This window comes from Vibrio sp. R10-SG3-ISO10 (genome assembly GCF_059834185.1).
Map to the genome: position 1 here is coordinate 76462 of NZ_JCBDHG010000012.1, position 22172 is coordinate 98633.

The window sequence follows — 22172 nt, forward strand, 5'->3', positions numbered from 1 at the left end:
CAAAATCAATCTATTGAATATAGCGATATCAATTATAAGTGGCCTGACCGTCTTACAAATAAGACAAAGCCCCAACCATGGGTTGAGGCTTAACTGACGCTGTTATTTCTCGTTAGAGTTATTGTTCAATTTGATATTCGAAAGCAGGGACTACAATTTCTACACGACGGTTCTGCGCACGACCTTCACGTGTTTCATTTGATGCAATAGGATTACTTTCCCCTTTCCCTTCTACAGTGATACGAGTGTCATCAATACCCTTATCAACTAAAGCGCTTTCCACTGCGGCCGCACGTTTTTCTGACACCTTCTGGTTGTATTCGGCTCGGCCTGACGTATCTGTATACCCCGTAACCTCAACGCGAGCTTGGGGGTAATCGTTTAAAAAACCCACCAGCTCATCTAATTTAGCAACGCTCTCTTGGTTAAGCTCTGTACTATTAAGCGTAAAGCTCTCTGTACCTATCACTTGTGATTCATAAATCTTCGTAACGATGACTGGTTGAGCTGGCTGTTCCTCTACCACCGCTTCAATCATTTCTTCTTGTACGACGGTAACTGGCTCCGCCGTTTGTTCGCTGCCGCCAAATTTGTAGACAAAACCGAGCGTTGCAGTGTTACCCATAGCGCGTACTTGATTATTGTTAATATCTGTCAACGTTTGGTATTCGACTCTCACAGCTACGTTTTCATGTGAGTCAAATTCGATACCTGCTGCACCTAAGTACGAGTAATCATCTTGGTTACCGTATTTTACATACGCACCACCTAGTTTACCGTACAAAGAAATTCCGTCGGTGATTGGAAGGTTTACTTTGGGAGCAAGTGTAAAGGCTTCCACTTTATCGTCGTTAAGTCCATCCGCGGTAAACTCACCCAAATAATCGTATCCTCCCTCAATCGACAAGAAGTCCCACATTTGATAACCCGCGAAGACACCTACCGCTGAAGCTTCATCATCACAATTGGCAGTCGCAGATGTACAGGCGTCATCTAACCATGACTTACCAACTTTACCACCTAGGTAAACTTCTGCCATCGTCGGGGCAGATGCTATAAGAAGTGATGCTGAAATGACCGCTGCTAGTTTATTCATAATTAAATCCTTAGTTTTTAAGCTTTTCTAGTTAACTCCAGTGCGTTTAGAACGACTTTCTAGATAGGACAAGTCTCCAATCAAAACGCTAAACCACTTCCTAATGTGCAATTGTTCCTACTGTTACAAAACGTAACTCGCTGTAACCAGCGAAAGCACTATAGGGATTTTTTACCGCGAGAAAAGAGGCGAATTGTCAGCATTGAGTGAGCTAAAAATCAGAGAAAAATAAACTAGTTCGCTCCGCCTTTGTGGCACAAGGGCTGACAAGCCATGAAAATTTACTGTTAATAATCAGTTAATTAACCAAGCAACCTTATAAATCTCGATATTGAGACAGTCACGTATAGGCTATTTCTGAGCACGCACTGTTTAGGAAATAAAAAAGCCGCAGCGATTGCTGCGGCTTTTATGATAATAACGTTGAGCCTGTTATGCGTTAGCTTCGCGCTCTGCAATAAACTCTAACGCCATCTTGATACGAGCGATGACGCGTTCTTTGCCTACTAGCTCCATTACCGCATCAACTGATGGAGATTGACCACCGCCAGTTACCGCAACACGAAGTGGCATACCAATTTTGCCCATGCCAATCTCGAGTTCTTCACAAACCGCTGCGATCACGCCTTGCTTGATGTTGTCCGTTGTCCACTCTTCTAGTGCTTCCACTTTAGCGAGAGCCAATGCTAGAGGCTCTTTCGCCACACCACGAAGATGCTTCTTCGCTGCACCCGCTTCGAACTCAGAGAAATCTTCGTAGAAGTAACGGATTTGCTCAGCTAACTCCACAAGCGTATTGCAGCGCTCACCTACTAAGGTGATCACTTCCGTGATTGCTGGGCCGTTTTCAACGTTTAGGTTTTGGTTATCTAGGTGCCATTGCAGATGCTCAGCTACGTATTCAGGAGCTGAAGTCTTGATGTAATGGTTGTTCAACCAAAGTAGCTTTTCAGTATTGAAGGCAGATGCTGACTTCGAAATCGCGTTCAAGCTAAATAGATCGATCATCTCTTGCTCTGAGAAGATCTCTTGGTCACCATGAGACCAGCCTAGACGTACTAGGTAGTTGTTCAGTGCATTTGGTAGGTAACCTTCATCACGGTACTGCATTACAGAGACCGCACCGTGACGCTTAGACAGCTTGGCACCATCATCACCAAGAATCATCGCACAGTGTGCAAATGTTGGTACAGGTGCACCTAGTGCTTCATAAATGTTGATTTGACGAGGCGTGTTGTTGATGTGGTCTTCACCGCGAACAACATGAGTAATGCCCATATCCCAGTCATCCACCACTACAACAAAGTTGTATGTCGGAGCTCCGTCTGTACGACGAATAATCAGATCATCTAACTGACTGTTAGCAATTTCAATGCGGCCACGAATTTGGTCATCAAATACCACGCTGCCTTCTTTAGGGTTACGGAAACGGATAACAAATGCATCACCCTCTTTCGCTTCTGCGTTTGCAGCTACGATTTTTGGATGGTTTGCATCGTAGCGTGGCATCTCTTTCGCCGCTTCTTGCTCAGCACGGATCTCATCTAATAGTTCTTTAGATGCGTAACATTTGTATGCTTTGTCTTCAGCTAGCAGCTTATCAACCATTTCGTTGTAACGGTCAAAACGCTTAGATTGGAAGTAAGGACCTTCATTCCACTCTAAACCCATCCATTGCATACCTTCTAGGATCGCATCTACCGCTTCCTGAGAGTTACGTTCTAGGTCTGTATCTTCGATACGTAGAACAAATTCGCCACCTTGGTTTTTAGCGTAAAGCCAAGAGTAAAGTGCAGTACGAGCACCACCAACGTGTAGGTAGCCTGTTGGGCTAGGAGCAAAACGAGTTTTAACCGTCATGTAAAATACCTTGATTGTCTAAATGACTGCACCATTTAGCTCTTAATGAGCATGGTGCCAAAATTGCGCGTTATTTTAGCACCGATATGCAAATCTACAATCCATCTACACCATGTTTTGTTTATTCATTGATATGTTTGACTGCCCAAGAGATAAACTCTTGGCGCTGAGTTGGTGTCATAGACAAAAAGTCGCTTTTAATGGAACCGCTTGAACTAGCAATAGCCGCCTTCATCTCTTCTTGAGCACTTGTACCCTTGATTTCCTCGTTACTACCTATCTGAGATGTTACAGCATCTGTGTGGGAGATAGAGGCAACCCCTCCAACTTGGTTGTACTCCATCACTGCTGCTTCATAATCGTTGAACTGTGAAAAACCATTTATATTCAGAAGATCAACTTGGTACTCCACAGCCTTACCCTGAGCATCTAGTAGTGAGAAATCCAATGCAGTGCGAAACGTTTTCGCTTGATCAACATGACGGAAAACCGGATAGCTAAGCGTGGCCGGAGCAGAGACTGAATCAAACTTAATCACGACTGTCGGAAATACCAGTTTGTTGCGACGGCCATCTTCTACCACCAGTTGGTCAAGGGCGAACAAGAGCTGGTTTTGCCCCTCTTTTAGGTTAATTACTTGAGCGCTTTTATAATCGTTGCGAGTCAGATTTTTTCCGTTTAGGACTAAAGGTTCAATTTCATCAATAATGGTAAGTTCGGTAGCTCCTAAAGGCAGTGCCATCGCACCAAATAAAAATGCGGTTGTAAGTTTTTTCATAGATTCCTCGACGTCAAAGCGAATAGTAAACAACGAAGGGCGGCACATAGCCGCCCATATAATTTTCATTAATATTAGAACCAGTATTCGATACCGACAGAAGCTTCATCAAAGCTGTCTGATTTACCACGTCCATCGTAGCCTTTACCCGTGGTGCCTGTGTTTTCTAGGTCATTCATTGCGTAGCGAGCATACACAACTGCATTAGTATCAACCGAGTACATTAGCTGAATCGAAGTCACATTGTCTTTGGTGCCTTCTAGGTCTTTACCGTCAACTTCTAGGCCGAGGTTCTCAGCACGAGCGATCTTCGCCTGCCACTTGTTCCCCTCACCAAAGTTATAGGTTAGACCGACAGAGTATGAGTGTTCAGTTTCATCGCTGCCTTTGGTATCTTGCGCTTCAGCAATACGGTAGTAAGCGAAGTAACCTAAACCGTTCGAGAAACCACCTTGAGAGCCCAATAGGTAAGTTTGGTTATCCCAGTACTTTTCGTTGTCACCTTCCATTGTGTCGTAGTTCATTTCATACGCTAAGTCGAACTGAACCCAGCCCCAGTCACCGTTGAACTGCTGGTGAGCCGCCATACCGTGCCAGTAGTTGCTACCCGCTTTTGTGCTGTCTGTACCGCCCGCACGATCTTGACCTGCACCTGCTGCGATATCCATGGTGAAGCCTTTCCACAGTTCATTTGTGTCCCAGCGAATGGTATCGGATTGACGGTCATTAAACTTGTTGCCACCAATATTGCCACCCCAATCCCAAACGTTACCCATACCTGGGTTGGTTGCAGGCCAGTCAACAAGCTCATAGATCGGAGTTAACACACGCCCTAAGCGAACTTTACCAATCGTGTCATGCTCAAAACCAACAAACGTATCTCGCTTACCTAGGTAGCCGCTGCCACCATTTTCACCAGCAAAAGATTCATCCACATAGCCAGACTCGATTTGCCATAAGAAAGTCCAGTTGTCCCAGCTATCGAACTTCGCTGTACCACGCCAACCTAGGCGAGACTCGTTGTTGAACTGAACACCATCGTTTTGTGGTGAGTTGTCGTAATCGCGGTTTGCTACCTGCATAGCAATCAAACCATAGATACCTTGCTCATATTTAGCTTCTGCTGGGTTTAGGCTTGTATCTGCGGCGGCCATGCCAGAGAAACCTAATACAACGGTCGAAACCGCTGCGCCAAGAAGTGTCTTTTTGAACATAGACATAGTATTAACCCCTAGTAATAATTTATTTTGGTCGTTTTTCTTAGTTCCCCTTCCTACACGCTTAATGGATGTTGAGAAGGGGGACCATTTATGGACAGGGGCATGGTTGCAAACTTTTTTCGCTTCAAAAAATGAAGCAAAAAATAATCTGACTACGTTCAAATCAAAAAAAACACAAACAGCATAAAGAGATTGAAAACAACAACTTAAAAACACAAATCAATAAACAAAAACGTCAAAACACTCAGTTACAATCAAATCAGCTAGTTAATTCAAGGAAATTTTCGGCGCAGATCACCGTAAATTTTTATTCCTTTACAGGTATTAACAAGTTTCCCAGTAAAAGTTTGAAATCTCTCGCAATCATCCGACCTAACTATTTTCAAATAATTCTAATTTTGACGTTTTGGTTTAAAGTCTTGACCTTACCCTTGAGGTAAGGTTTAGGCTAAGTAACAGTTCCATTTTTCGAGGTGTTGATATGTCTAAGTTTGATATTCCATTGTCAGGATTAAACTGCATGGGATGCGCACGTAATGTAGAGCGAGCCCTTACCGCAGAACACCAAGTACAGATTCACCAACTGTCGCCAACCTTCATCTCGTTGGAAACTGACAGCTCATTCTCATCGATTGCAAATGTAGTGGAGAAACTCGGCTACTCAGCGGGCAATCAGCATCATTTTTTCTTAACTGGGCTAAATTGTGGTAAATGCGTTGACAAGCTTGAGCAAGCATTGGCGCAGGATCCACTCAATGGCACATTCACAGCATCGAAAACAGAATTAACCATAACTACCCTGCGAACCGCTGAAGAAATTACACAGTTAGTTGCATCGCTTGGTTATCAAGCTAACCAAGATACAGTTGATTTTGAAGAAATTGAGACTTCTAACACTGAGGCAGCTCCCCCTGCCAGCCCAATAGAAGAAGGGGCGGCTCACTCCTTCCACTTACTTATATCCGGTATGACCTGTGCGAGCTGTGTCTCGTCTGTGGAGAAGGCTCTCGCTTCTGTTAAAGGCGTTCAAAAAGCTCAGGTCAATCTGGCGGAACAAAGCGCGCTAGTATTCAGTGCACAACCAAAAGAGCAAATTGAAGCTGAGCTTGTTAACACGGTAAAAGATGCAGGTTATCAAGCTCAATTTATTGATGACCCAGCAACGCAGCAACAAAAACAGATTGAGCAACAAGAACAGGCTCAAGCACAGCATAGAAAAAGTGCGTTAGCCGGTATTATAGTCGGCGCTCCATTGATGCTGTGGGGGGTGTTTGGCGGCAATATGATGATTCGCAACAGCCAAGACCAGCTGGTTTGGGGAGTCATTGGAGTCATCTGCTTTTGGCTATTAGCTACAGCTGGGCGAAACTTTTTTACCAATGCATGGCAAGCACTTACTCACAAACGAGCGACGATGGATACGTTAGTCGCGCTAGGCACTGGTGCTGCTTGGCTGTTTTCCATATTAGTGGTTACTATCCCCGAATGGTTTCCGCTTGCTTCAAGACATGTGTACTTTGAAGCCAGCGCGATGATCGTCGGATTAATCTCGCTCGGTCACTATATAGAAGCTAAAGCCAAAGCCAAAACGACCCGCTCACTACAAGCCTTAGTGAATCTTCAACCGCAAAATGCCACCCTAGTCACAGGGGATGGTGAACGTGAGATACCGCTTGAGCAAGTCACGTTAGGTATGAAACTAAGAGTCAAACCCGGCGAGAAGGTGCCCGTCGATGGTGTAGTCGAGAGTGGCGAGTCTTATCTGGATGAATCTATGCTCACCGGCGAACCGATTCCTGTCTACAAAGCATTAGGTGAAAGTGTATCAGCAGGCACAATGAATCAAGATGGCAGCTTAGTGATAACCGCTTCTGGCATCGGTAGCGATACCATGCTGTCGAGAATCATCACTATGGTCCGAGAAGCTCAGAGCAGTAAACCCGCTATTGCCAAGCTCGCTGATCAAATTTCATCGATATTCGTACCGGTTGTGGTTGCCATCGCGATTGTCTCTGCACTTGTGTGGTTTATGTTTGGTCCAGAGCCCAAGGCCAGTTATATGTTAGTGGTCACTACCACTGTGCTGATCATCGCTTGCCCTTGCGCACTAGGGCTCGCCACGCCATTGTCAGTTACAGTTGGAATAGGTAAAGCCGCCGAGATGGGCATTTTAATCAAAGATGCCGACGTGCTTCAGTCCGCAAGCAAAATAGATACGGTGGTATTTGATAAGACCGGAACCTTGACCAAAGGGAAACCGCAAGTTCAATCCGTTCATTCAGTCTCCAATGACGTTGACCGCCTACTTGCCTTGGCCGCTTCTGTTGAAAAACACTCAGAACATCCATTGGCTAAAGCCATCGTTAATCAAGCCAAAGAGAAACAGCTCACTCTCGTTGATGTAGAGAACTTTGAGAACCGCCGTGGGCAAGGTGTGTTTGCCCAGTCTCAACAGGGAGAGATTGCGATTGTCTCACTTAACTATGCTCAGGCGCAGCCGTGGGAGATGTCCTCAATAGATTCAGAAATCCATCAATACTTAGCCAATGCTTGGACCCCGGTTGTTATCGCGGTTAACTCTGAAGTCATCGGCACGATCGCCATTGCCGATCCGATTAAAGAAGACGCTAAGCAAGCAGTTTCGATGTTAAAAGCGATGGGAATTACTCCCGTCATGCTCACTGGAGACAACCAATCCGTCGCACAAGCAATCGCGACGCAACTAGGTATTGAACGCGTCATCGCTCAAGTGTTGCCAGATCAGAAAGCGAGCCATATTGAACAGCTTCAAAGTGAAGGCTGTAACGTTGCCATGATTGGTGATGGCGTCAACGATGCTCCCGCTCTTGCGTTAGCTAATATCGGTATAGCCATGGGCAGTGGCAGCGACGTCGCAATTGAAAGCGCGCAAATTACCTTACTCAATTCATCGCCAGTCTCTATTATCAAGGCCATTGAATTGTCTAAGGCGACTCTACGTAATATGAAACAAAACCTGTTTGGTGCGTTCATCTATAACTCACTAGGCATCCCAGTCGCTGCTGGAGTGCTTTACCCAACGTTTGGCTTTTTGCTCAGCCCTGTTATCGCTGGCGCTGCAATGGCCCTTTCATCTATAACGGTGGTAAGTAACGCCAACCGTCTAAGACTATTTAACACTTCCGAGAGGTCACTATGAATAGAAAAACTCTAACTTTGGCTGCCCTTGCGCTCTTGTCTGGTCAAGCGTTAGCTGCTGATGTTATCAACCATAAATCCCCTTACTGTGGTTGCTGTACTGAGTGGACCAAACACATGCAAGATGCTGGGTTCAATGTCGATGAAAAGCTACATGAAAACATGAACCCAATTAAACAGAAACTCGGAATCACACCAGAGCTTGCTTCTTGCCATACTGCTGAGATCAACGGCTATGTATTTGAAGGACATATTCCTGCCGAAGACATCAAAGCCTTCTTAGAAAACCCGCCACGTAATGCAAAAGGGCTTGCGGTTCCAGGTATGCCGATGGGTTCTCCAGGTATGGAATATGGCAATGAAAAAGACGAGTATTCCGTGTACGCATTCAATGAAAAGGGTCAAGTGTTCACTTACCGACACTACGAAGGTAATAAATAACGGATTCTGTTGACTCAGTTTGTGTTGCACTTTGGCTCTCCACGGAGAGTTAAGGTGCAATAGACTTCCCTAAAAATCATAGATATAGATCTAAATTAACATCAAGTGTAACTACGTTTACTTTTGTTTTTCGCATTATTCCCCTCTCTCAGATAACTTTCTCGCCAACTTAGCGACGCCCAGTAAATGGCGTTCAATCAACTCTAGTTGCCACCCGTCTACTTTCATCGGAAGGCTGCAATGAGTACTCGTTACCCAACAAAATATTGAGAAACACTATGCGTAAACATCTACTGATTGCAGCAACGGCTGCTGTGGTTTCACTGCCAACTTTCGCTAACTCACCTTACGTTGCAGTTGAGCTTGCAGGCGGTAAATACAACACTTCAGAGGCAGATACCGAAAGCAAAACCATCGTTGACAAACTTGATAACGCAGGCTCTTTTGCAATTAAAGGCGGCTCTTACCTAACAGAGAATGTACGTGTTTATGGTTACCTGCAATACAACGGAGAGTCCGAACTAACCATCACAGACCCAGAAGATGGTGATCAGCTTAAGTTTCAGTTAGATGGATACCAATTTGGCGCAGGTTCTGACTACGTATATCACATTGACAAAAGTTTCTATGTATTAGCTGGTGGCTCATTAGGTTACTACCACAGTGAATTGGAAACTAAAGTAACACCTATTGGTGGTATGAGCGCTTCAGTAACAAGCAAAAATTCGGGTTTAACTTACGGTCTGAATGCAGGTTTGGGTTACATGTTTACAGAGCACTTTGGTATGGAAGCAGGCTACCGATTCAACTACTTTGCTGGCAACGAGCATAAGGTTGGTGACGAAGCTCTTGGTAAATTTAAGTCTTCAAACCAAGGCTATATCAACGCAACTTACAAGTTCTAATTATTGAGATTAACTCGGCGTGTGTTCCCCTAACACGCCGAGTTTCTCAAAAGTGATACAACCAAGCTTACTTATGAAGGGATCTATAAGTCGGAAGAATATTTTTGTAAAATGCGCGGCGTCTTTTCGCTCTCCTGTGACTCGTATGAATATACTCGCTCAAGCCAAGCAAAGCGGCCAACTCATCGCTATTGCTCACTTACTCTATGATCCTGAACATAAAACGCTGACTAATGGCAACAGCGAAATTGCACTAGAGCCGCGTAATGTCGCCTTGTTAGAAGTCTTGCTGTCCAATGTAGGTGAACCAACTTCCATCGAGCAATTCATTGAACAAGTTTGGGAGAACCAGTACATCTCAAAAAATGTGGTCACAAACCGCATTAGTTTGCTGCGCAACCTCTTAAGAGAAAACGTCCCAGATATTGATTCTACCAAGCTGATCGTGACCTACCCTAAACGAGGCTACTACATACCAAACAGTCATGTTCAATTAGTCAGTTCATCTCACTCAAAAGTAGACTCTGGTAAACAAGCCTCTGCAAGTCATAAACAGAAGCTCAAACCATCGAAGTTGGCATTTTGTAGTTCGGCTTTTGCTATTGCAGCTCTTTTGGCGACAGTGACTTTAGTCAATACATTCTTTGAGGTAAAAGTTGAAGCAAAAGATCAGGCCCTGTATGTACCTCAGGTTCGCTTGCTGCTCGATCAAATTTCCTCATCACGACAATCAATGCAAGAAGATGCTTTAAAGCTCAAGGTACTGTTGCTCCACGCATACAGCCACTCTCCTTATATCCACTTAGCCAATATGCGCTCACCGAGTTACTACTTGATGAGCTTAAGCGAGCACCATCACTTCCCAGGTTCAGATGCGATCAATGATTCGGATTACAAACTGACATTCAACCTGTTAAAGGATAAAGGTGAAGCAGATACGCTAGAGGTCATTCTGTACCATTCGGCGTCCGATCGTGTGGCTTGGAGAAACTTATATTCACTTCAAAAAAGCAAGTTGGTTGCCACCGTCAACGAGTTAAACTCTGATTTAACAGAGTACTTCAAACTGCCAACGCCTATTTTGCGCATTAATCAAGAGCTGAAAACCAGTCTAACCCAACTGTCTGAAACCGAGTTTGATAAGTTAATTGAACAAAATATGAGTGGTGCAGAGATCAGCTTCTATACCCGAGAGCTACTATTTAGTGATCAGCCTTCTGATGTGCTTCGCCATTGGATTGATAAGGTTAAGCAAAGTACGCCAACACCATCTCCAGAGCTGCATATGTTGTTAGCCCTACTCACCTATCGCTCAGGAGAGGTAGAGAAAAGCTTACAGATGTTGCAGCGCGAGTATGTAGCAGAAATTCCCAATAACGCGCTTATATTAATGCTGCAAGCCAATATTAGCCGCAAAAAACGCAATATAGAGCAGTATCTAAGTAACTACCTAAAAGCAACAGCAGCGCTCACGAGTAGCATTTCGGCTAAGCAAGTATTAGCGCACTACACGAGTGATAACAAGCAAGCTGCCTGCTTAGGTTTATGGGAGGACGCGCTATCAAACATCGAATACATGCAAATGCCGGATAGTATACTTTGGCAAGGTGTAGAACGCTTCTGCGCTCCAATAAAAACATCATGATACGACAAAGGCCCAGTAAAAACTGGGCCTTATTGATAGGACAGTAGGTTTAGGCTAGCTTAGAAGCCGTAAGAAGCACCGAATACAAATGCAGTGTTCTCTTTCTTATCTGAACCATCATCGTTTTTCGCACCGTGGCCTTGGCTACGTAGCTCGAAGTACGGCTGAACGCCTTCACGAGTCCAAGTTGCACGGAACTCGTGGTCCATAGTGTTTGCTGTTTCATCGTTACGAACATAAACGTTGTTGTATGCGAGAGTTAGAGGCATATCTGCTACTGCATAACCGATACGGTTGTCAAAACGCAGTTGGTCATTGTCGCCTTCTTTCATATCGTGGTAACGAGTTCGGTTGCTGATCGCAATACCGTTATCGAAGTTGTAACCAATTTTAACTAGCGGACGATGTTGAACAGTTTTGCCATCATTTAAAAGGTGGTGGTAACCCGCAGCAACCCATAAGTTGTCATTGATTGAGTAGCTCTGCTCGATACCTAGTGTAATGTATGGTGTTGCCTTAGCACCTGTATAGTTATCTTCGTAGCTACCGAGAGAAATACCATCAAACTCAGTCAGTAGTGTTGTACCAGTATCAAATGTGTGGCCCGCTTCTAGTGTAGAAGTCGCGTTAGGGTTTTTGTTTTCACTGTGGAACTGAACGTTACCTGTTACGTAAGAAGAACCCGCATATGCAGTTGATGCGAAAGCAAGTGTGATTGCGCTAAGAGTTAGTAGTTTTTTCATTGTATTCTGCCTTTAAATACTAAAATTTGCTGCGGTTTTCACTCGGGTAATTCTTCACCACTTACCGCTAAATTGGTTTGCCTCCCTGGCTTGGCAGTCATAATGTCGGATTTAATTCACGATAAAAAATTAATCCATTTTTTGTGCGACGGACTTCAACGTAAAAAAGAGAAAAGTAATTTAATTCTTATTATTCATATAGTTATAAAAACAAAAAAAATAATAAAACAGTTATTGGTGATCCCTATCACCTAGAGCCCTCCTATTAACGACATTAACAATATCGAGATCACACTGGTTTTAGTTTTTCATTAATTTTCGATAATAATAATCTGATCCTGATCACCAAAATATCGATCAGACGAATGACTTAATTAGAGAGTTTTAACGGGAAGCTACGTGTGTTTGACGTCGACTATCAAGCTGCAGGCAATAAAAAAGGCCGCTTTTGCGACCTTTAGCGATGACCAGTCATGCCTTTAACGGCTCGATATCAAGTCAACCATCATTTGAATATGCAGCTCATCATCGTTGAGACACGGGATATAAGTAAACTGCTCACCACCATGCTCCATAAACAACTCACAACACTGTTCTGAAATCTCTTCTAATGTTTCAAGACAGTCTGCTGAGAAGGCTGGCGCCATAATATCGAGTTTTTTGATCCCTTTGGCTGGTAGGGTTTCTAACGTTTTGTCTGTGTAGGGCTGCAACCATTCCTCGCGACCGAAGCGCGATTGATAGGTCATGCCAATTTTGTCAGGTGACAAACCGAGTTCCTCGCCAAGAAGCGCAGTCGTTCGCTCACAATGCTGCGGGTAAATATCTCCATTATCGGCAAAGCGCTTAGGAATGCCGTGGTATGAACAAAGTAGATAATCACCTTGACCGTTCTCTTGCCAAGAACGCTTAACACTCTCAGCCAATGCTTTGATATATAGCGGGTGCTCGTGGTAATCACGAATAAACTGAAAACTAGGCATAACTGGAATTTGCTTGAATGCTTTAGTTAATCCATCAGATACCGCAGCCGACGTGGTTCCTGAATACTGAGGGTATAGCGGCAAGACGATAATGTCTTCGACACCTTGGTCTAACAAGGCCTCTACACCAACTTTCAGGCTAGGATTACCATAAGTCATGCCTAACTCAACCGGGACACTAACCTGCTTGCGAAGTTTTTCTGCTTGCTTCTTGGAGTAAACAAGAAGTGGAGAGCCCTCTTCCATCCATACGGTTTGATATAGCTTCGCTACTTTTGGCGCGCGAATAGGCAAAATCACACCATGCAAGATTGGACACCATAACCAACGCGTCATATCGACGACACGCTTGTCATGCAGAAACTGACTTAAAAAGCGCTTAACCGCAGGAGCGGTGGCCTCATCGGGCGTACCTAAGTTAACCAGGAGTACACCTTGTTTTTTGTTATTTTGCATAGCTTCCTATCGACACTAAAAAGGCTCTCTACGTACCTGTCTCAGAAATGGATCAAACTAAGAGCATAAAAAAAGCGACCCTAAAGAGGATCGCTTCACTATAGCAAATTTTCAAAATTCGCGGTTAGCTATTTATGCTAGTGCTTTCTCGATATCTGCACTAACTTCAGCAACTTGCTTAGTACCGTCGAACTTAAGGTACTTAGTATTACCTGCTTCCGCTTCTTTACCGTAGTAAGAGATAAGCGGTGCAGTTTGCTCATGGTATACACCTAGACGAGCGCGTACTGTCTCTTCTTTGTCATCATCACGAACAACAAGATCTTCGCCAGTTACGTCGTCTTTGCCTTCAACTTTAGGTGGGTTGTAAACAACGTGGTAAGTACGACCAGAAGGTAGGTGAGCACGACGGCCAGCCATACGCTCAACGATTACATCGTCAGCAACATCAAATTCGATTACGTAGTCTACGTCTACACCCATTTCTTTCAGACCATCTGCCTGAGGAATAGTGCGAGGGAAACCATCTAGTAGGAAACCTTTTTCGCAGTCATCTTGAGCAATACGCTCTTTGATTAGACCAAGGATGATTTCATCAGAAACTAGCTGACCAGCGTCAATAACAGCTTTAGCTTGTTTACCAAGCTCTGTACCTGCTTTGATAGCAGCACGTAGCATGTCACCAGTAGAGATTTGCGGAACACCGTATTTTTCCATGATGAAATTAGCTTGTGTGCCTTTACCTGCACCTGGAGCACCTAGAAGAATGATGCGCATGTTGAATCCTCTTAAGATAATAATGATTTATACCGAAGCTCACTATGACGTTACCAAATAAACACATCTAGCGCTCACGGTAAGTTTCGGTATAACTGTTCTACAGTTAACAATAAAGCAGGCGTGCACATTACACGCCTGCTCATTGGGTTTCAAGATTGCATTCTATCATACAAATTCAAACCAAGGCGCGGATTACGACTAAAGAATGCTTAAACACTCACACAAGTCTGCAACTTCACGCGGTTTTATTCATGATTAACGCAAATAAATCAAAAAGCCCGCAAGATGCGAGCTTTTTGGTGTTTTTTAACTATTAGCCCTTAGTCAAAAGCGTGTTGATTGCACCTAAGAACTGCGATGGGTCTTCCATCGAACCGCGTTCAGCCAACATCGCTTGACCTAACAGTAGTTCTACCCAGCGACCAAACGCTTCTTGATCTGCTTCGTCGGCCATGCGCTTGACTAGAGCATGCTCAGGGTTAATTTCAAAGATGTATTTCACTTCTGGTGCTGCCTGACCTGCTGCTTCAAGTAGCTTAGCCATTTGTGTGCCCATCTCGAAGTCATCCGTTACCACAACCGCTGGAGTATTGGCTAGCTTAAAGGTCGTGCGAACCTCTTTCACGCGCTCACCTAAGTACTCTTTGGTACGCTCAACGACAGACTTAAACTCTTCTTCCGTCTCTTTCTGCTTTTCTTTCTCTGCTTCGTCTTCAAACTTGCTCAGATCAAGACCCGCTTTAGTGATTGATTGGAACTGCTTGCCATCAAACTCAGTCAGGTAGTTCATCAGCCACTCATCAATGCGGTCAAACATCAGAATGACTTCGATGCCTTTGGCTTTGAACTGCTCTAGGTGCGGGCTGTTCTTAGCCGCTGCGTAGCTGTCTGCAGTCAAGTAGTAAATCTTGTCTTGATCTTCTTTCATGCGTTCTACATAAGACGCTAGACCAACAGTTTGCTCAGCAGAGTCAACTTCAGTAGACGCAAAACGAAGTAATGCTGCGACTTTCTCTTTGTTGCTCATGTCTTCTGCTGGGCCTTCTTTTAGCACCAGACCAAACTCTTTCCAAAACGATTGGTATTTCTCTTCATCGTTTTTCGCCATGCGCTCAAGCATAGTAAGAACACGCTTAGTACAAGCATTACGTAGCGATTGGGTGACTTTGTTGTCTTGCAGAATTTCGCGCGATACGTTGAGTGGCAGATCGTTTGAATCGATTAGACCGCGAACAAAGCGTAAGTATGAAGGCATAAACTGCTCAGCATCATCCATAATGAATACGCGTTGCACATACAGTTTAAGACCAGACTTGTGGTCGCGGTTCATCATGTCCCAAGGTGCTTTCGCTGGGATGTACAGCAAGCTTGTGTAGTCGTTTTTACCTTCTACGCGGTTATGGCTCCATACCAATGGATCAGCGAAGTCATGAGAAACATGCTTGTAAAACTCTTGGTATTCTTCTTCAGAGATATCCGATTTATTACGCGTCCAAAGTGCCTGAGCTTTGTTAATCTGCTCCCACTTTTTCTCACCAGTTTCTTTGCCCTCTTCATCACGCTCAGCGGTCTGAATAGCCACAGGAATACCGATGTGATCAGAATACTTGCTGATCACTTCACGCAGACGCCACTCGTTTAAGAACTCTTTGCCCTCTTCACGCATGTGAAGAATGATGTCTGTACCACGGGTCTCTTTAGAGATAGTTTCAATCGTGTACTCACCTTCACCCGCAGAATGCCATTGAACGCCCTCTTGAGCATCTAAACCTGCTGCACGGGTTCGAACGGTGACTGCATCTGCCACAATGAATGCAGAGTAGAAACCAACACCAAATTGACCAATTAGCTGCGAGTCTTTCGATTGGTCTTCAGATAGCTTTGAGAAGAATTCAGCCGTACCTGATTTAGCGATAGTGCCTAAATGCTCAATCACATCATCACGGCTCATGCCAATACCGTTGTCAGAGAGAGTCAGTGTATTCGCAGCATCATCGAAAGAAAGCTTCACACCAAGATCAGCATCGCCTTGGTACAGTTCTGGATTTGAAAGTGCCTGAAAGCGTAGCTTGTCAGAAGCGTCAGACGCATTAGAAATTAGCTCACGAAGGAAAATCTCTTTGTTTGAGTAAAGAGAATGAATCATAAGGTGAAGTAATTGTTTTACTTCAGACTGAAAGCCACGAGTTTCTTTGTTTTGAGTTGCTGTATCGCTCATGATAACTCCATAAGTTCTATACTTATCAAGCCAATACATTCATAATGATGATGTCTATTTGGCCTAAATCTGCCAATTAACATGAGGGTGACAAATGTAAATTCAAGGTCAAGAATCATAAAAACAGTGTTTTTTTTGTTTTATTTTGACTATCCTTTGCCACGCCAAAAAAATCAAAAAATATAAACTGAATTCACTAGAATCGGTTGTATTGAGCGCTTTAACAACTTAACTGTCTGAAACCTCTAATATAGTGGCCGCAATTAATGAGTAACATAGGTACTAAGTTTAATCTTGATAATAGATTTACCTTTGACCCAAACACCAACTCTCTCGTCGACAAAGAGAATAACAACGAGCTAATTCGCTTAGGTAGTAACGAAAGCCGTATCCTGCTGCTGTTGTGTGAGAAGCCAAGCGAGATTGTATCTCGTAACGATCTGCACGACTTTGTTTGGCGTAAACAAGGCTTCGAAGTTGATGATTCGAGCTTGACTCAAGCAATCTCTACGCTGCGAAAACTACTCAAAGACTCAACAAAGTCGCCGATGTTCGTTAAAACGGTGCCAAAACGTGGTTATCAGTTAATTTGTTCTGTAGAGCGCGCAACCACACTAATGAGTGGTGAGTCCCTTGACGAAGATAGCTCAGAACTGGAAGCTGTTGAAGTGACCGAGCAAATCAAAGTTGAAGAATCGGTTGAAACACCTGTACCGCCAAAGACAGTTAGTGCTATCAATGATACCGCTGAAGTGCAAGCTCCGGTACGTAAACCAAGCTCATTGCTTTCTAAACTTCTGATTGTGGTCGCGATACTGATTCCTTTGTGTGTCATATTATTCACCAACCCTGCTGAATCTAAGTTTAGACAGTTAGCTGTCTTCGATAACACGGTCGTGAAAGCGCCCATGAATCACCCTGATCTAAGCAAGTGGTACCCTTCTATCGAACAATGTGTGAAGAAGTACAATGAAACACATATTGAAGCTCTTGCTCCTGTAGAGGTGATCGCAACAGGTGGTCAGAACAATCAACTTATCCTGAACTACATCCACTCTTTGGATAATTCAGGTGAAAATATTACTTTGCGAATATTCGCAGAGCAGCAAGATCTCAGTAAAGTTTGCCAGTAGGAAGTACACCGATGAATCAAAAAATTGCAGCTAGCCTACTTGTTATCTCCGCTGTATTTAGCGCTTGGTTATACTGGGGCAGCGATCTTAAAGTTGAACAGGTTCTTACTTCAAAAGAATGGCAGTCTAAAATGGTGACTGTCATTACCGAACCACTTCAAGAAGAGTCTGTTGGCTCACTTCGTAAAGTCGACGTGGTGTCAAACGTTAAGTACTTGCCAAACAACACTTACATTCGCGTTGCGACAGTACGTTTGTATCCTTTCAATGCTAAGACAGAGAGCGTGATAAATATCTCTGAAACTGGCGAGTGGGACATCAGTGATAACTACCTGCTAGTCTCTCCGACAGAGTTTAAAGATGTTTCTTCTGCGCAAAGTAAAGACTTTACCGCAGAGCAGTTAGACTTGATTACTCAGATCTTTAAGATGGACGCTCAGCAAAGCCGTCGTATCGATATTGTTAACGAGAAGACACTGCTCCTGACGAGCCTAAGTCACGGCTCTACCGTTCTATTTTCTAACTAAATTCAATAAAGGGGCATGATGCCCCTTTTCTTTTTTCATATGGATTGGATTAACACCCTCGGCCTGTTGTTGGGCTCACTTATTGCGAATACGCTCGCCTCACTCTCTGGTGGTGGTGCCGGGTTACTGCAATTCCCACTACTGATTTTCTTTGGCCTACCTTTCTCGATCGCTTTGGCCACCCATAAAATCGCCAGTGTCGCCCTTGGTCTCGGGGCTGCCTACACCCACATCAAACAGAAAAGCTTCAGCTACCAAGTAGCTTTGTATCTTATTGGTGTGGGAAGCTTCGGGGTCATCATTGGTGCTAACATTGTCTTGCTTATTCCCGGTGATATTGCAGAGAAATTGCTTGGTGGAATGATATTGTGCCTTGGTATCTATTCACGTTTTAAAAAGCAGCTTGGACAACAAGAGCTGCCGTTAAATCGCGACACTAAAGGCTGGGTGATTGGCGGACTAGGCCTAATGCTAATCGGGGTGATTAATGGATCACTGACGGCAGGCTCTGGCTTATTGGTTACACTATTTCTAGTACGCTGGTTCGGTTACAGCTATAAGCAGGCTGTTGCGCTCACCATGCTGTGTGTCGGCCTATTCTGGAATGGCATTGGCGGTATTGCAATAGTTCAGGCAGGCGCTCCCGTATATTGGCCTTGGTTACCGGCTCTGCTGCTAGGCTCATTCATTGGCGGCAGCTTAGGGGCTTACCTAACCACTCGTTACAGCAACCAATTCATCAAGGTATGCTTTGAAATACTAACCTTCGCCGTTGGTATCAAGCTTTTGTTTTAAAGGAATTTTCATGGATAAAGCCATCATTGATATTTACTACTGCCGCCAATGTAATTGGATGCTGCGTTCAACGTGGCTATCTCAAGAGCTACTGCACACTTTTAGTGAAGAGATAGAGACAGTTTCACTCCACCCAGACACAGGGGGTCGTTTTGAGATTCATTGTAATGGTCAGCTTATTTGGGAGCGCAAACGCGATGGTGGCTTCCCTGAAGCGAAAGTACTAAAGCAACAAGTGCGCGATGTCATCGACCCAGAAAGGGACTTAGGTCATTCAGATTCGAAATAGCGCGAAGTTAAATACAAAGGCAGCTCACTGAGCTGCCTTTGTTTCATTTAGGCTGATTACTTAGTTGATATGTGCCGAGGCTAGTACTTCACCAGAGAAGGTCACGACTTTGAGTTCATTACCTTCTAACAAGCCGTAACTTGCGGAAAATCCATTGCGCGGAAAGGTGATTGAGCCCGGGTTAAATATAAACTGCTCCCCCTCTCGCTGAGCAACAGGAATATGGGTATGCCCATGAGCCAACACATCTCCCTGCTTTAACGCTGGGCGCTTATTCGAATTGTACAGATGACCGTGAGTTAGAAATAATCTCTGACCTGATTCCAATAGTACCCAAGCGTAATCCATCATCATTGGGAACGAGAGCAGCATCTGATCAACTTCGCTGTCACAGTTACCACGCACCGCAATGATTTGATCATCATATTGGTTGAGCAGCTCACTCACCGCTGGAGGATTGTAACCTTCAGGGACAGGATTACGTGGGCCATGGTTTAATATGTCACCAAGTAGTACTAACGTCTCAGCACCAGATTTTTCATATTCAGCAAGAACTTGCTGGGTTGCAGGCAAGCTGCCATGCAAGTCAGAGGCAAAAAAGAGTTTCACGACATCATCTCCTCAAAATTAATGAGGAGATTCTACGCACTCTCCTGCCATTAGTCATCATGTACCATGCCGTTTATGACAATGTTATTGTAACTGACCATTCCGATGATTTTACCCGCTTCAATCACTGGCGCTCGGCTAATACCAAAGCGTTCGAACAAACGGGCGCAGTATTTTACATTCATATCAGGCTCGACCGATAACGCAGGCTTAGTCATGATCTCATAGATATTCGTACGGTCTGGCGAGCGGTTTTGCGCAAGCACTTTTTTAGCGATGTCATTCATCAACACCACACCATACTCATCATCTTCATTACGCTTATTAACCACCAGCGCTTTAACTTCATGACTACGGGCTAACTGAATGCCTTCTTTTACCGTTGTTAAGCCGTCGATGACTACATAATTATTGGTCATCACGTCACGAACTCGAACCTTTTTGTGTGTGCTCATAACTCATCCTCTACCACTTTAGTTAATTTCTCGACTTGATGCGCGACTCCAACGGCGTCTTCAATATCAATCTGAACCGCAATCCCTTGGCCAGACTCTTGATCAAATTCACCTACTTCGCCAATCGTCTCTAAGATATGTCGGGATAAATGTTCTTCAACCACAAACAGTAAAACGTCTTTTTGCACATCTAAAGTGAGGCCAAAAAAGGTTTTCTTTTGATTCAGCCCCTCCCCTCTTGCGTTATTGATCACTGTTGCCCCTGTTGCTCCAGCCTTGCGAGCAGCATCAAGCACCACGTCTGTTTTACTGTCTTCAACGAAAGCCAATAACAATTTAAAGCGCATTTTCTTCATCCTCCCGCTCAGCACCTTTGTTTAGCCGCTGAGTGATTTGTGCATACCCCATAACGGAAATCATGGGAAATAAACTAGCGAATGCTATCAGTCCAAAACCATCTATCATTGGATTACGCCCCGGAACCGTTGAGGCCAAACCTAAACCTAACGCCGCGACTAACGGAACTGTAACCGTAGACGTTGTCACCCCCCCAGAATCGTAAGCAAGGGGTATAATGAGCTTTGGCGCATAAAAGGTTTGGATTACTACTACGATATAGCCAACAATAATGTAGTAATGAATGGGGTCACCAACGACAATTCGGTAACTGCCTAAAGAAATACCTACCGCAACACCAATCGCCACCGCAATCCTTAATCCGTTGACACTGATACTCCCACCAGAAACCTGATTGGCTTTAATCGCCACAGCTATCAGAGAGGGTTCTGCAATCGTGGTGCTAAAGCCAATGAAGAAGGCAAACAGATAAACCCAGTAGTAATCCATCCATTCAAACACAGTTCCAGCAGAGAGCTTGAACTGCTGAATAAAGCTTGGAGCGGTAAGCTGCTCAGCCATCGTCTCGCCAAGAGGAAACAACGCCAAATCGAGGCCGATTAAAAAAAGCGATAAGCCAAGAATGACATAGAAAAAACCGAGAATCACTTTCGGCAGGTTGGTTACAGGGCGTCTAAGAACGGCAAACTGAAAACCAAAAATGATGGTAGCTATCGGCAAAACATCGGTAATCGTACCAACAAAGGTATCTAAGAAATGAGTCCACTCGATCATGCCACCACCATTCCATAGACCATTACAAACATCATGGGTAACAGTGAGGCAAAAGCAATCAGACCGAATCCATCTATCATTGGATTACGCCCCTTAATCGCTGAAGCAAGGCCGACACCGAGTGCTGTCACCAATGGTACAGTAATGGTTGAGGTCGTCACTCCACCAGAATCATAAGCCACACCAATAATGCTCTGTGGCGCAAACATAGTAAGAACCACCACACCGATATAGCCGCCAATGATCATATATTGAATGGGCCACCCTTTAAGAATACGCAACACACCCAGCAATATCGCTATCCCAACGGATAAAGCGACGGTGTAGCGCAGTCCATTAGCGTAGTCCTCCATTGACTCTTCATTGTGAGCAATCATTCCTCCTTCTGCAGCCACTTCTGCCGCTTCATCGGCAACAGCAGTTAATGCAGGCTCTGCGACGGTGGTACCAAAGCCTAAACAAAATGCAAAGATGAGCAGCCAAAACACGCTTCCCTTGCGAGCAAAAGCTTGAGCCATGGTTTCACCGATGGGGAACAAGCCCATCTCTAAACCAAAGATAAAAAACGTTAAGCCAAAGACAACTAATACAAGACCAAACAAAATAGACAGTAAATTTGGGAGAGGCTCTTGTAAAACAACAAGCTGAAAAAAAGCAATGACAACAATAATGGGTAAAAGATCCCGCAAACTTCCTAGTAGCGCTTTAAATAACGCCGTCGCTGCTTCCACTGAACCTCCTTGCAAGTCAGTTAATCGCTAATCTTTTATCTAGCATGGCAAACAATTTCGTTTTCGGATGTGATACTCGCAACGTCGATAAGGATAAACGTAACAAAATGTGAATTTTGTGATATTGCCACGAGTGATCACATTTGCAGCTAAGTAACTATAATTAGTAACAATAGTTCACTATGGTTAAAATTGGACTT

At 44.2% G+C, this 22172-nt stretch carries 21 protein-coding genes; 8 read left to right on the forward strand and 13 right to left on the reverse strand.

The genetic code is table 11. The features are described from left to right. Positions 1-118 precede the first annotated feature (118 nt). The 4 genes from AC6R16_RS05860 to AC6R16_RS05875 all read right to left on the reverse strand — a co-directional run bounded on the left by AC6R16_RS05860 (position 119) and on the right by AC6R16_RS05875 (position 4954). The gene (locus tag AC6R16_RS05860; RefSeq protein ID WP_500673853.1) at positions 119-1096 is read right to left on the reverse strand and encodes an OmpA family protein; all 978 of its coding nucleotides are present in this window, start codon (positions 1094-1096) and stop codon (positions 119-121) included. A gap of 432 nt (positions 1097-1528) precedes the next feature. Next, positions 1529-2956 (reverse strand): glutamate--tRNA ligase, encoded by a 1428-nt coding sequence (gltX, locus tag AC6R16_RS05865; protein WP_494506212.1) that lies wholly within the window; start codon positions 2954-2956, stop codon positions 1529-1531. Between the two features lie 121 nt (positions 2957-3077). Further along, positions 3078-3734, reverse strand: a complete 657-nt coding sequence (locus tag AC6R16_RS05870) for a DUF2057 family protein (RefSeq protein ID WP_500641647.1) — start codon at positions 3732-3734, stop codon at positions 3078-3080. A gap of 74 nt (positions 3735-3808) precedes the next feature. Further along, on the reverse strand, positions 3809-4954 hold the full coding sequence (locus AC6R16_RS05875) for a porin (RefSeq protein ID WP_500673854.1): 1146 nt from the start codon (positions 4952-4954) through the stop codon (positions 3809-3811). Between the two features lie 481 nt (positions 4955-5435). Here AC6R16_RS05875 and AC6R16_RS05880 point away from each other — a divergent pair, with 481 nt between their 5' ends. The 4 genes from AC6R16_RS05880 to AC6R16_RS05895 all read left to right on the forward strand — a co-directional run bounded on the left by AC6R16_RS05880 (position 5436) and on the right by AC6R16_RS05895 (position 11122). After that, entirely contained in the window at positions 5436-8132 is a 2697-nt protein-coding gene (locus tag AC6R16_RS05880; protein WP_500673855.1) for a heavy metal translocating P-type ATPase, read from the forward strand. Beyond that, positions 8129-8572, forward strand: coding sequence for a DUF411 domain-containing protein (locus AC6R16_RS05885; RefSeq protein ID WP_500673856.1), 444 nt, complete (start codon positions 8129-8131; stop codon positions 8570-8572). Before AC6R16_RS05880 ends, AC6R16_RS05885 begins: the two co-directional genes overlap by 4 nt. Before the next feature lie 278 nt (positions 8573-8850). Continuing rightward, positions 8851-9477: an outer membrane beta-barrel protein gene (locus tag AC6R16_RS05890; protein WP_500673857.1), complete on the forward strand. Its 627-nt coding sequence runs from the start codon at positions 8851-8853 to the stop codon at positions 9475-9477. Positions 9478-9622: 145 nt separating this feature from the next. Continuing rightward, the gene (locus AC6R16_RS05895; protein WP_500673858.1) at positions 9623-11122 is read left to right on the forward strand and encodes a winged helix-turn-helix domain-containing protein; all 1500 of its coding nucleotides are present in this window, start codon (positions 9623-9625) and stop codon (positions 11120-11122) included. Positions 11123-11181: 59 nt separating this feature from the next. Here AC6R16_RS05895 and AC6R16_RS05900 read toward each other — a convergent pair whose 3' ends face one another. The 4 genes from AC6R16_RS05900 to htpG form a co-directional block, all read right to left on the reverse strand. After that, a complete protein-coding gene (locus AC6R16_RS05900; protein WP_500641641.1) occupies positions 11182-11865 on the reverse strand; it encodes an oligogalacturonate-specific porin KdgM family protein in 684 nt (227 codons plus the stop codon). 479 nt (positions 11866-12344) lie between these two features. Then, positions 12345-13304, reverse strand: coding sequence for a ferrochelatase (gene hemH / locus AC6R16_RS05905; protein ID WP_500673859.1), 960 nt, complete (start codon positions 13302-13304; stop codon positions 12345-12347). 132 nt (positions 13305-13436) lie between these two features. Next, the gene (gene adk, locus AC6R16_RS05910) at positions 13437-14081 is read right to left on the reverse strand and encodes an adenylate kinase (protein ID WP_004748977.1); all 645 of its coding nucleotides are present in this window, start codon (positions 14079-14081) and stop codon (positions 13437-13439) included. Positions 14082-14397: 316 nt separating this feature from the next. Beyond that, complete coding sequence (htpG, locus tag AC6R16_RS05915) at positions 14398-16302, reverse strand: molecular chaperone HtpG (protein ID WP_500673860.1); 1905 nt, start codon at positions 16300-16302, stop codon at positions 14398-14400. Between the two features lie 266 nt (positions 16303-16568). On the opposite strand from htpG, the gene AC6R16_RS05920 reads away from it, so the two are divergent. Genes AC6R16_RS05920 through AC6R16_RS05935 form a run of 4 tightly spaced genes read left to right on the forward strand, consistent with a single transcriptional unit; the run spans position 16569 to position 19046 of the window. Beyond that, complete coding sequence (locus tag AC6R16_RS05920; protein ID WP_500673861.1) at positions 16569-17435, forward strand: winged helix-turn-helix domain-containing protein; 867 nt, start codon at positions 16569-16571, stop codon at positions 17433-17435. An 11-nt stretch (positions 17436-17446) separates the two neighbouring features. Further along, positions 17447-17962, forward strand: coding sequence for a regulatory protein ToxS (locus AC6R16_RS05925; protein ID WP_069666989.1), 516 nt, complete (start codon positions 17447-17449; stop codon positions 17960-17962). A gap of 39 nt (positions 17963-18001) precedes the next feature. Further along, positions 18002-18757 carry a sulfite exporter TauE/SafE family protein gene (locus tag AC6R16_RS05930; RefSeq protein WP_500642212.1) on the forward strand — a complete coding sequence of 252 codons (756 nt, stop codon included), beginning with the start codon at positions 18002-18004 and terminating at the stop codon, positions 18755-18757. A 10-nt stretch (positions 18758-18767) separates the two neighbouring features. Next, positions 18768-19046, forward strand: a complete 279-nt coding sequence (locus AC6R16_RS05935) for an Rdx family protein (RefSeq protein WP_500673862.1) — start codon at positions 18768-18770, stop codon at positions 19044-19046. A 60-nt stretch (positions 19047-19106) separates the two neighbouring features. On the opposite strand, the gene yfcE is transcribed toward AC6R16_RS05935, so the two are convergent. From yfcE to AC6R16_RS05960, 5 genes are read right to left on the reverse strand one after another with little or no spacing between them, the layout of a single operon-like run. After that, positions 19107-19655 carry a phosphodiesterase gene (yfcE, locus tag AC6R16_RS05940; protein WP_500673863.1) on the reverse strand — a complete coding sequence of 183 codons (549 nt, stop codon included), beginning with the start codon at positions 19653-19655 and terminating at the stop codon, positions 19107-19109. A gap of 50 nt (positions 19656-19705) precedes the next feature. Next, positions 19706-20110 (reverse strand): CBS domain-containing protein, encoded by a 405-nt coding sequence (locus AC6R16_RS05945; protein ID WP_500673864.1) that lies wholly within the window; start codon positions 20108-20110, stop codon positions 19706-19708. Further along, positions 20107-20457: a P-II family nitrogen regulator gene (locus AC6R16_RS05950; protein ID WP_004748985.1), complete on the reverse strand. Its 351-nt coding sequence runs from the start codon at positions 20455-20457 to the stop codon at positions 20107-20109. The genes AC6R16_RS05945 and AC6R16_RS05950 overlap by 4 nt, the downstream gene beginning before the upstream one ends. Then, positions 20447-21241: a DUF1538 domain-containing protein gene (locus AC6R16_RS05955; RefSeq protein ID WP_004748986.1), complete on the reverse strand. Its 795-nt coding sequence runs from the start codon at positions 21239-21241 to the stop codon at positions 20447-20449. The genes AC6R16_RS05950 and AC6R16_RS05955 overlap by 11 nt, the downstream gene beginning before the upstream one ends. After that, positions 21238-21972: a DUF1538 domain-containing protein gene (locus AC6R16_RS05960; protein WP_004748987.1), complete on the reverse strand. Its 735-nt coding sequence runs from the start codon at positions 21970-21972 to the stop codon at positions 21238-21240. Before AC6R16_RS05960 ends, AC6R16_RS05955 begins: the two co-directional genes overlap by 4 nt. Between the last annotated feature and the right edge of the window lie 200 nt (positions 21973-22172).

What these genes read in the sequence shown, in the direction of transcription:
- AC6R16_RS05925 (WP_069666989.1), top strand. Translation starts at nt 17,447, where the DNA reads ATGAATCAAAAAATTGCAGCTAGCCTACTTGTTATCTCCGCTGTATTT.
- AC6R16_RS05935 (WP_500673862.1), top strand. Translation starts at nt 18,768, where the DNA reads ATGGATAAAGCCATCATTGATATTTACTACTGCCGCCAATGTAATTGG.
- AC6R16_RS05885 (WP_500673856.1), top strand. Translation starts at nt 8,129, where the DNA reads ATGAATAGAAAAACTCTAACTTTGGCTGCCCTTGCGCTCTTGTCTGGT.
- AC6R16_RS05955 (WP_004748986.1), bottom strand. Translation starts at nt 21,241, where the DNA reads ATGATCGAGTGGACTCATTTCTTAGATACCTTTGTTGGTACGATTACC.
- gltX (WP_494506212.1), bottom strand. Translation starts at nt 2,956, where the DNA reads ATGACGGTTAAAACTCGTTTTGCTCCTAGCCCAACAGGCTACCTACAC.
- AC6R16_RS05895 (WP_500673858.1), top strand. Translation starts at nt 9,623, where the DNA reads ATGAATATACTCGCTCAAGCCAAGCAAAGCGGCCAACTCATCGCTATT.
- AC6R16_RS05950 (WP_004748985.1), bottom strand. Translation starts at nt 20,457, where the DNA reads ATGCGCTTTAAATTGTTATTGGCTTTCGTTGAAGACAGTAAAACAGAC.
- AC6R16_RS05890 (WP_500673857.1), top strand. Translation starts at nt 8,851, where the DNA reads ATGCGTAAACATCTACTGATTGCAGCAACGGCTGCTGTGGTTTCACTG.
- htpG (WP_500673860.1), bottom strand. Translation starts at nt 16,302, where the DNA reads ATGAGCGATACAGCAACTCAAAACAAAGAAACTCGTGGCTTTCAGTCT.
- AC6R16_RS05880 (WP_500673855.1), top strand. Translation starts at nt 5,436, where the DNA reads ATGTCTAAGTTTGATATTCCATTGTCAGGATTAAACTGCATGGGATGC.
- AC6R16_RS05945 (WP_500673864.1), bottom strand. Translation starts at nt 20,110, where the DNA reads ATGAGCACACACAAAAAGGTTCGAGTTCGTGACGTGATGACCAATAAT.
- AC6R16_RS05875 (WP_500673854.1), bottom strand. Translation starts at nt 4,954, where the DNA reads ATGTCTATGTTCAAAAAGACACTTCTTGGCGCAGCGGTTTCGACCGTT.
- AC6R16_RS05870 (WP_500641647.1), bottom strand. Translation starts at nt 3,734, where the DNA reads ATGAAAAAACTTACAACCGCATTTTTATTTGGTGCGATGGCACTGCCT.
- AC6R16_RS05860 (WP_500673853.1), bottom strand. Translation starts at nt 1,096, where the DNA reads ATGAATAAACTAGCAGCGGTCATTTCAGCATCACTTCTTATAGCATCT.
- AC6R16_RS05920 (WP_500673861.1), top strand. Translation starts at nt 16,569, where the DNA reads ATGAGTAACATAGGTACTAAGTTTAATCTTGATAATAGATTTACCTTT.
- AC6R16_RS05900 (WP_500641641.1), bottom strand. Translation starts at nt 11,865, where the DNA reads ATGAAAAAACTACTAACTCTTAGCGCAATCACACTTGCTTTCGCATCA.
- adk (WP_004748977.1), bottom strand. Translation starts at nt 14,081, where the DNA reads ATGCGCATCATTCTTCTAGGTGCTCCAGGTGCAGGTAAAGGCACACAA.
- AC6R16_RS05930 (WP_500642212.1), top strand. Translation starts at nt 18,002, where the DNA reads ATGGATTGGATTAACACCCTCGGCCTGTTGTTGGGCTCACTTATTGCG.
- hemH (WP_500673859.1), bottom strand. Translation starts at nt 13,304, where the DNA reads ATGCAAAATAACAAAAAACAAGGTGTACTCCTGGTTAACTTAGGTACG.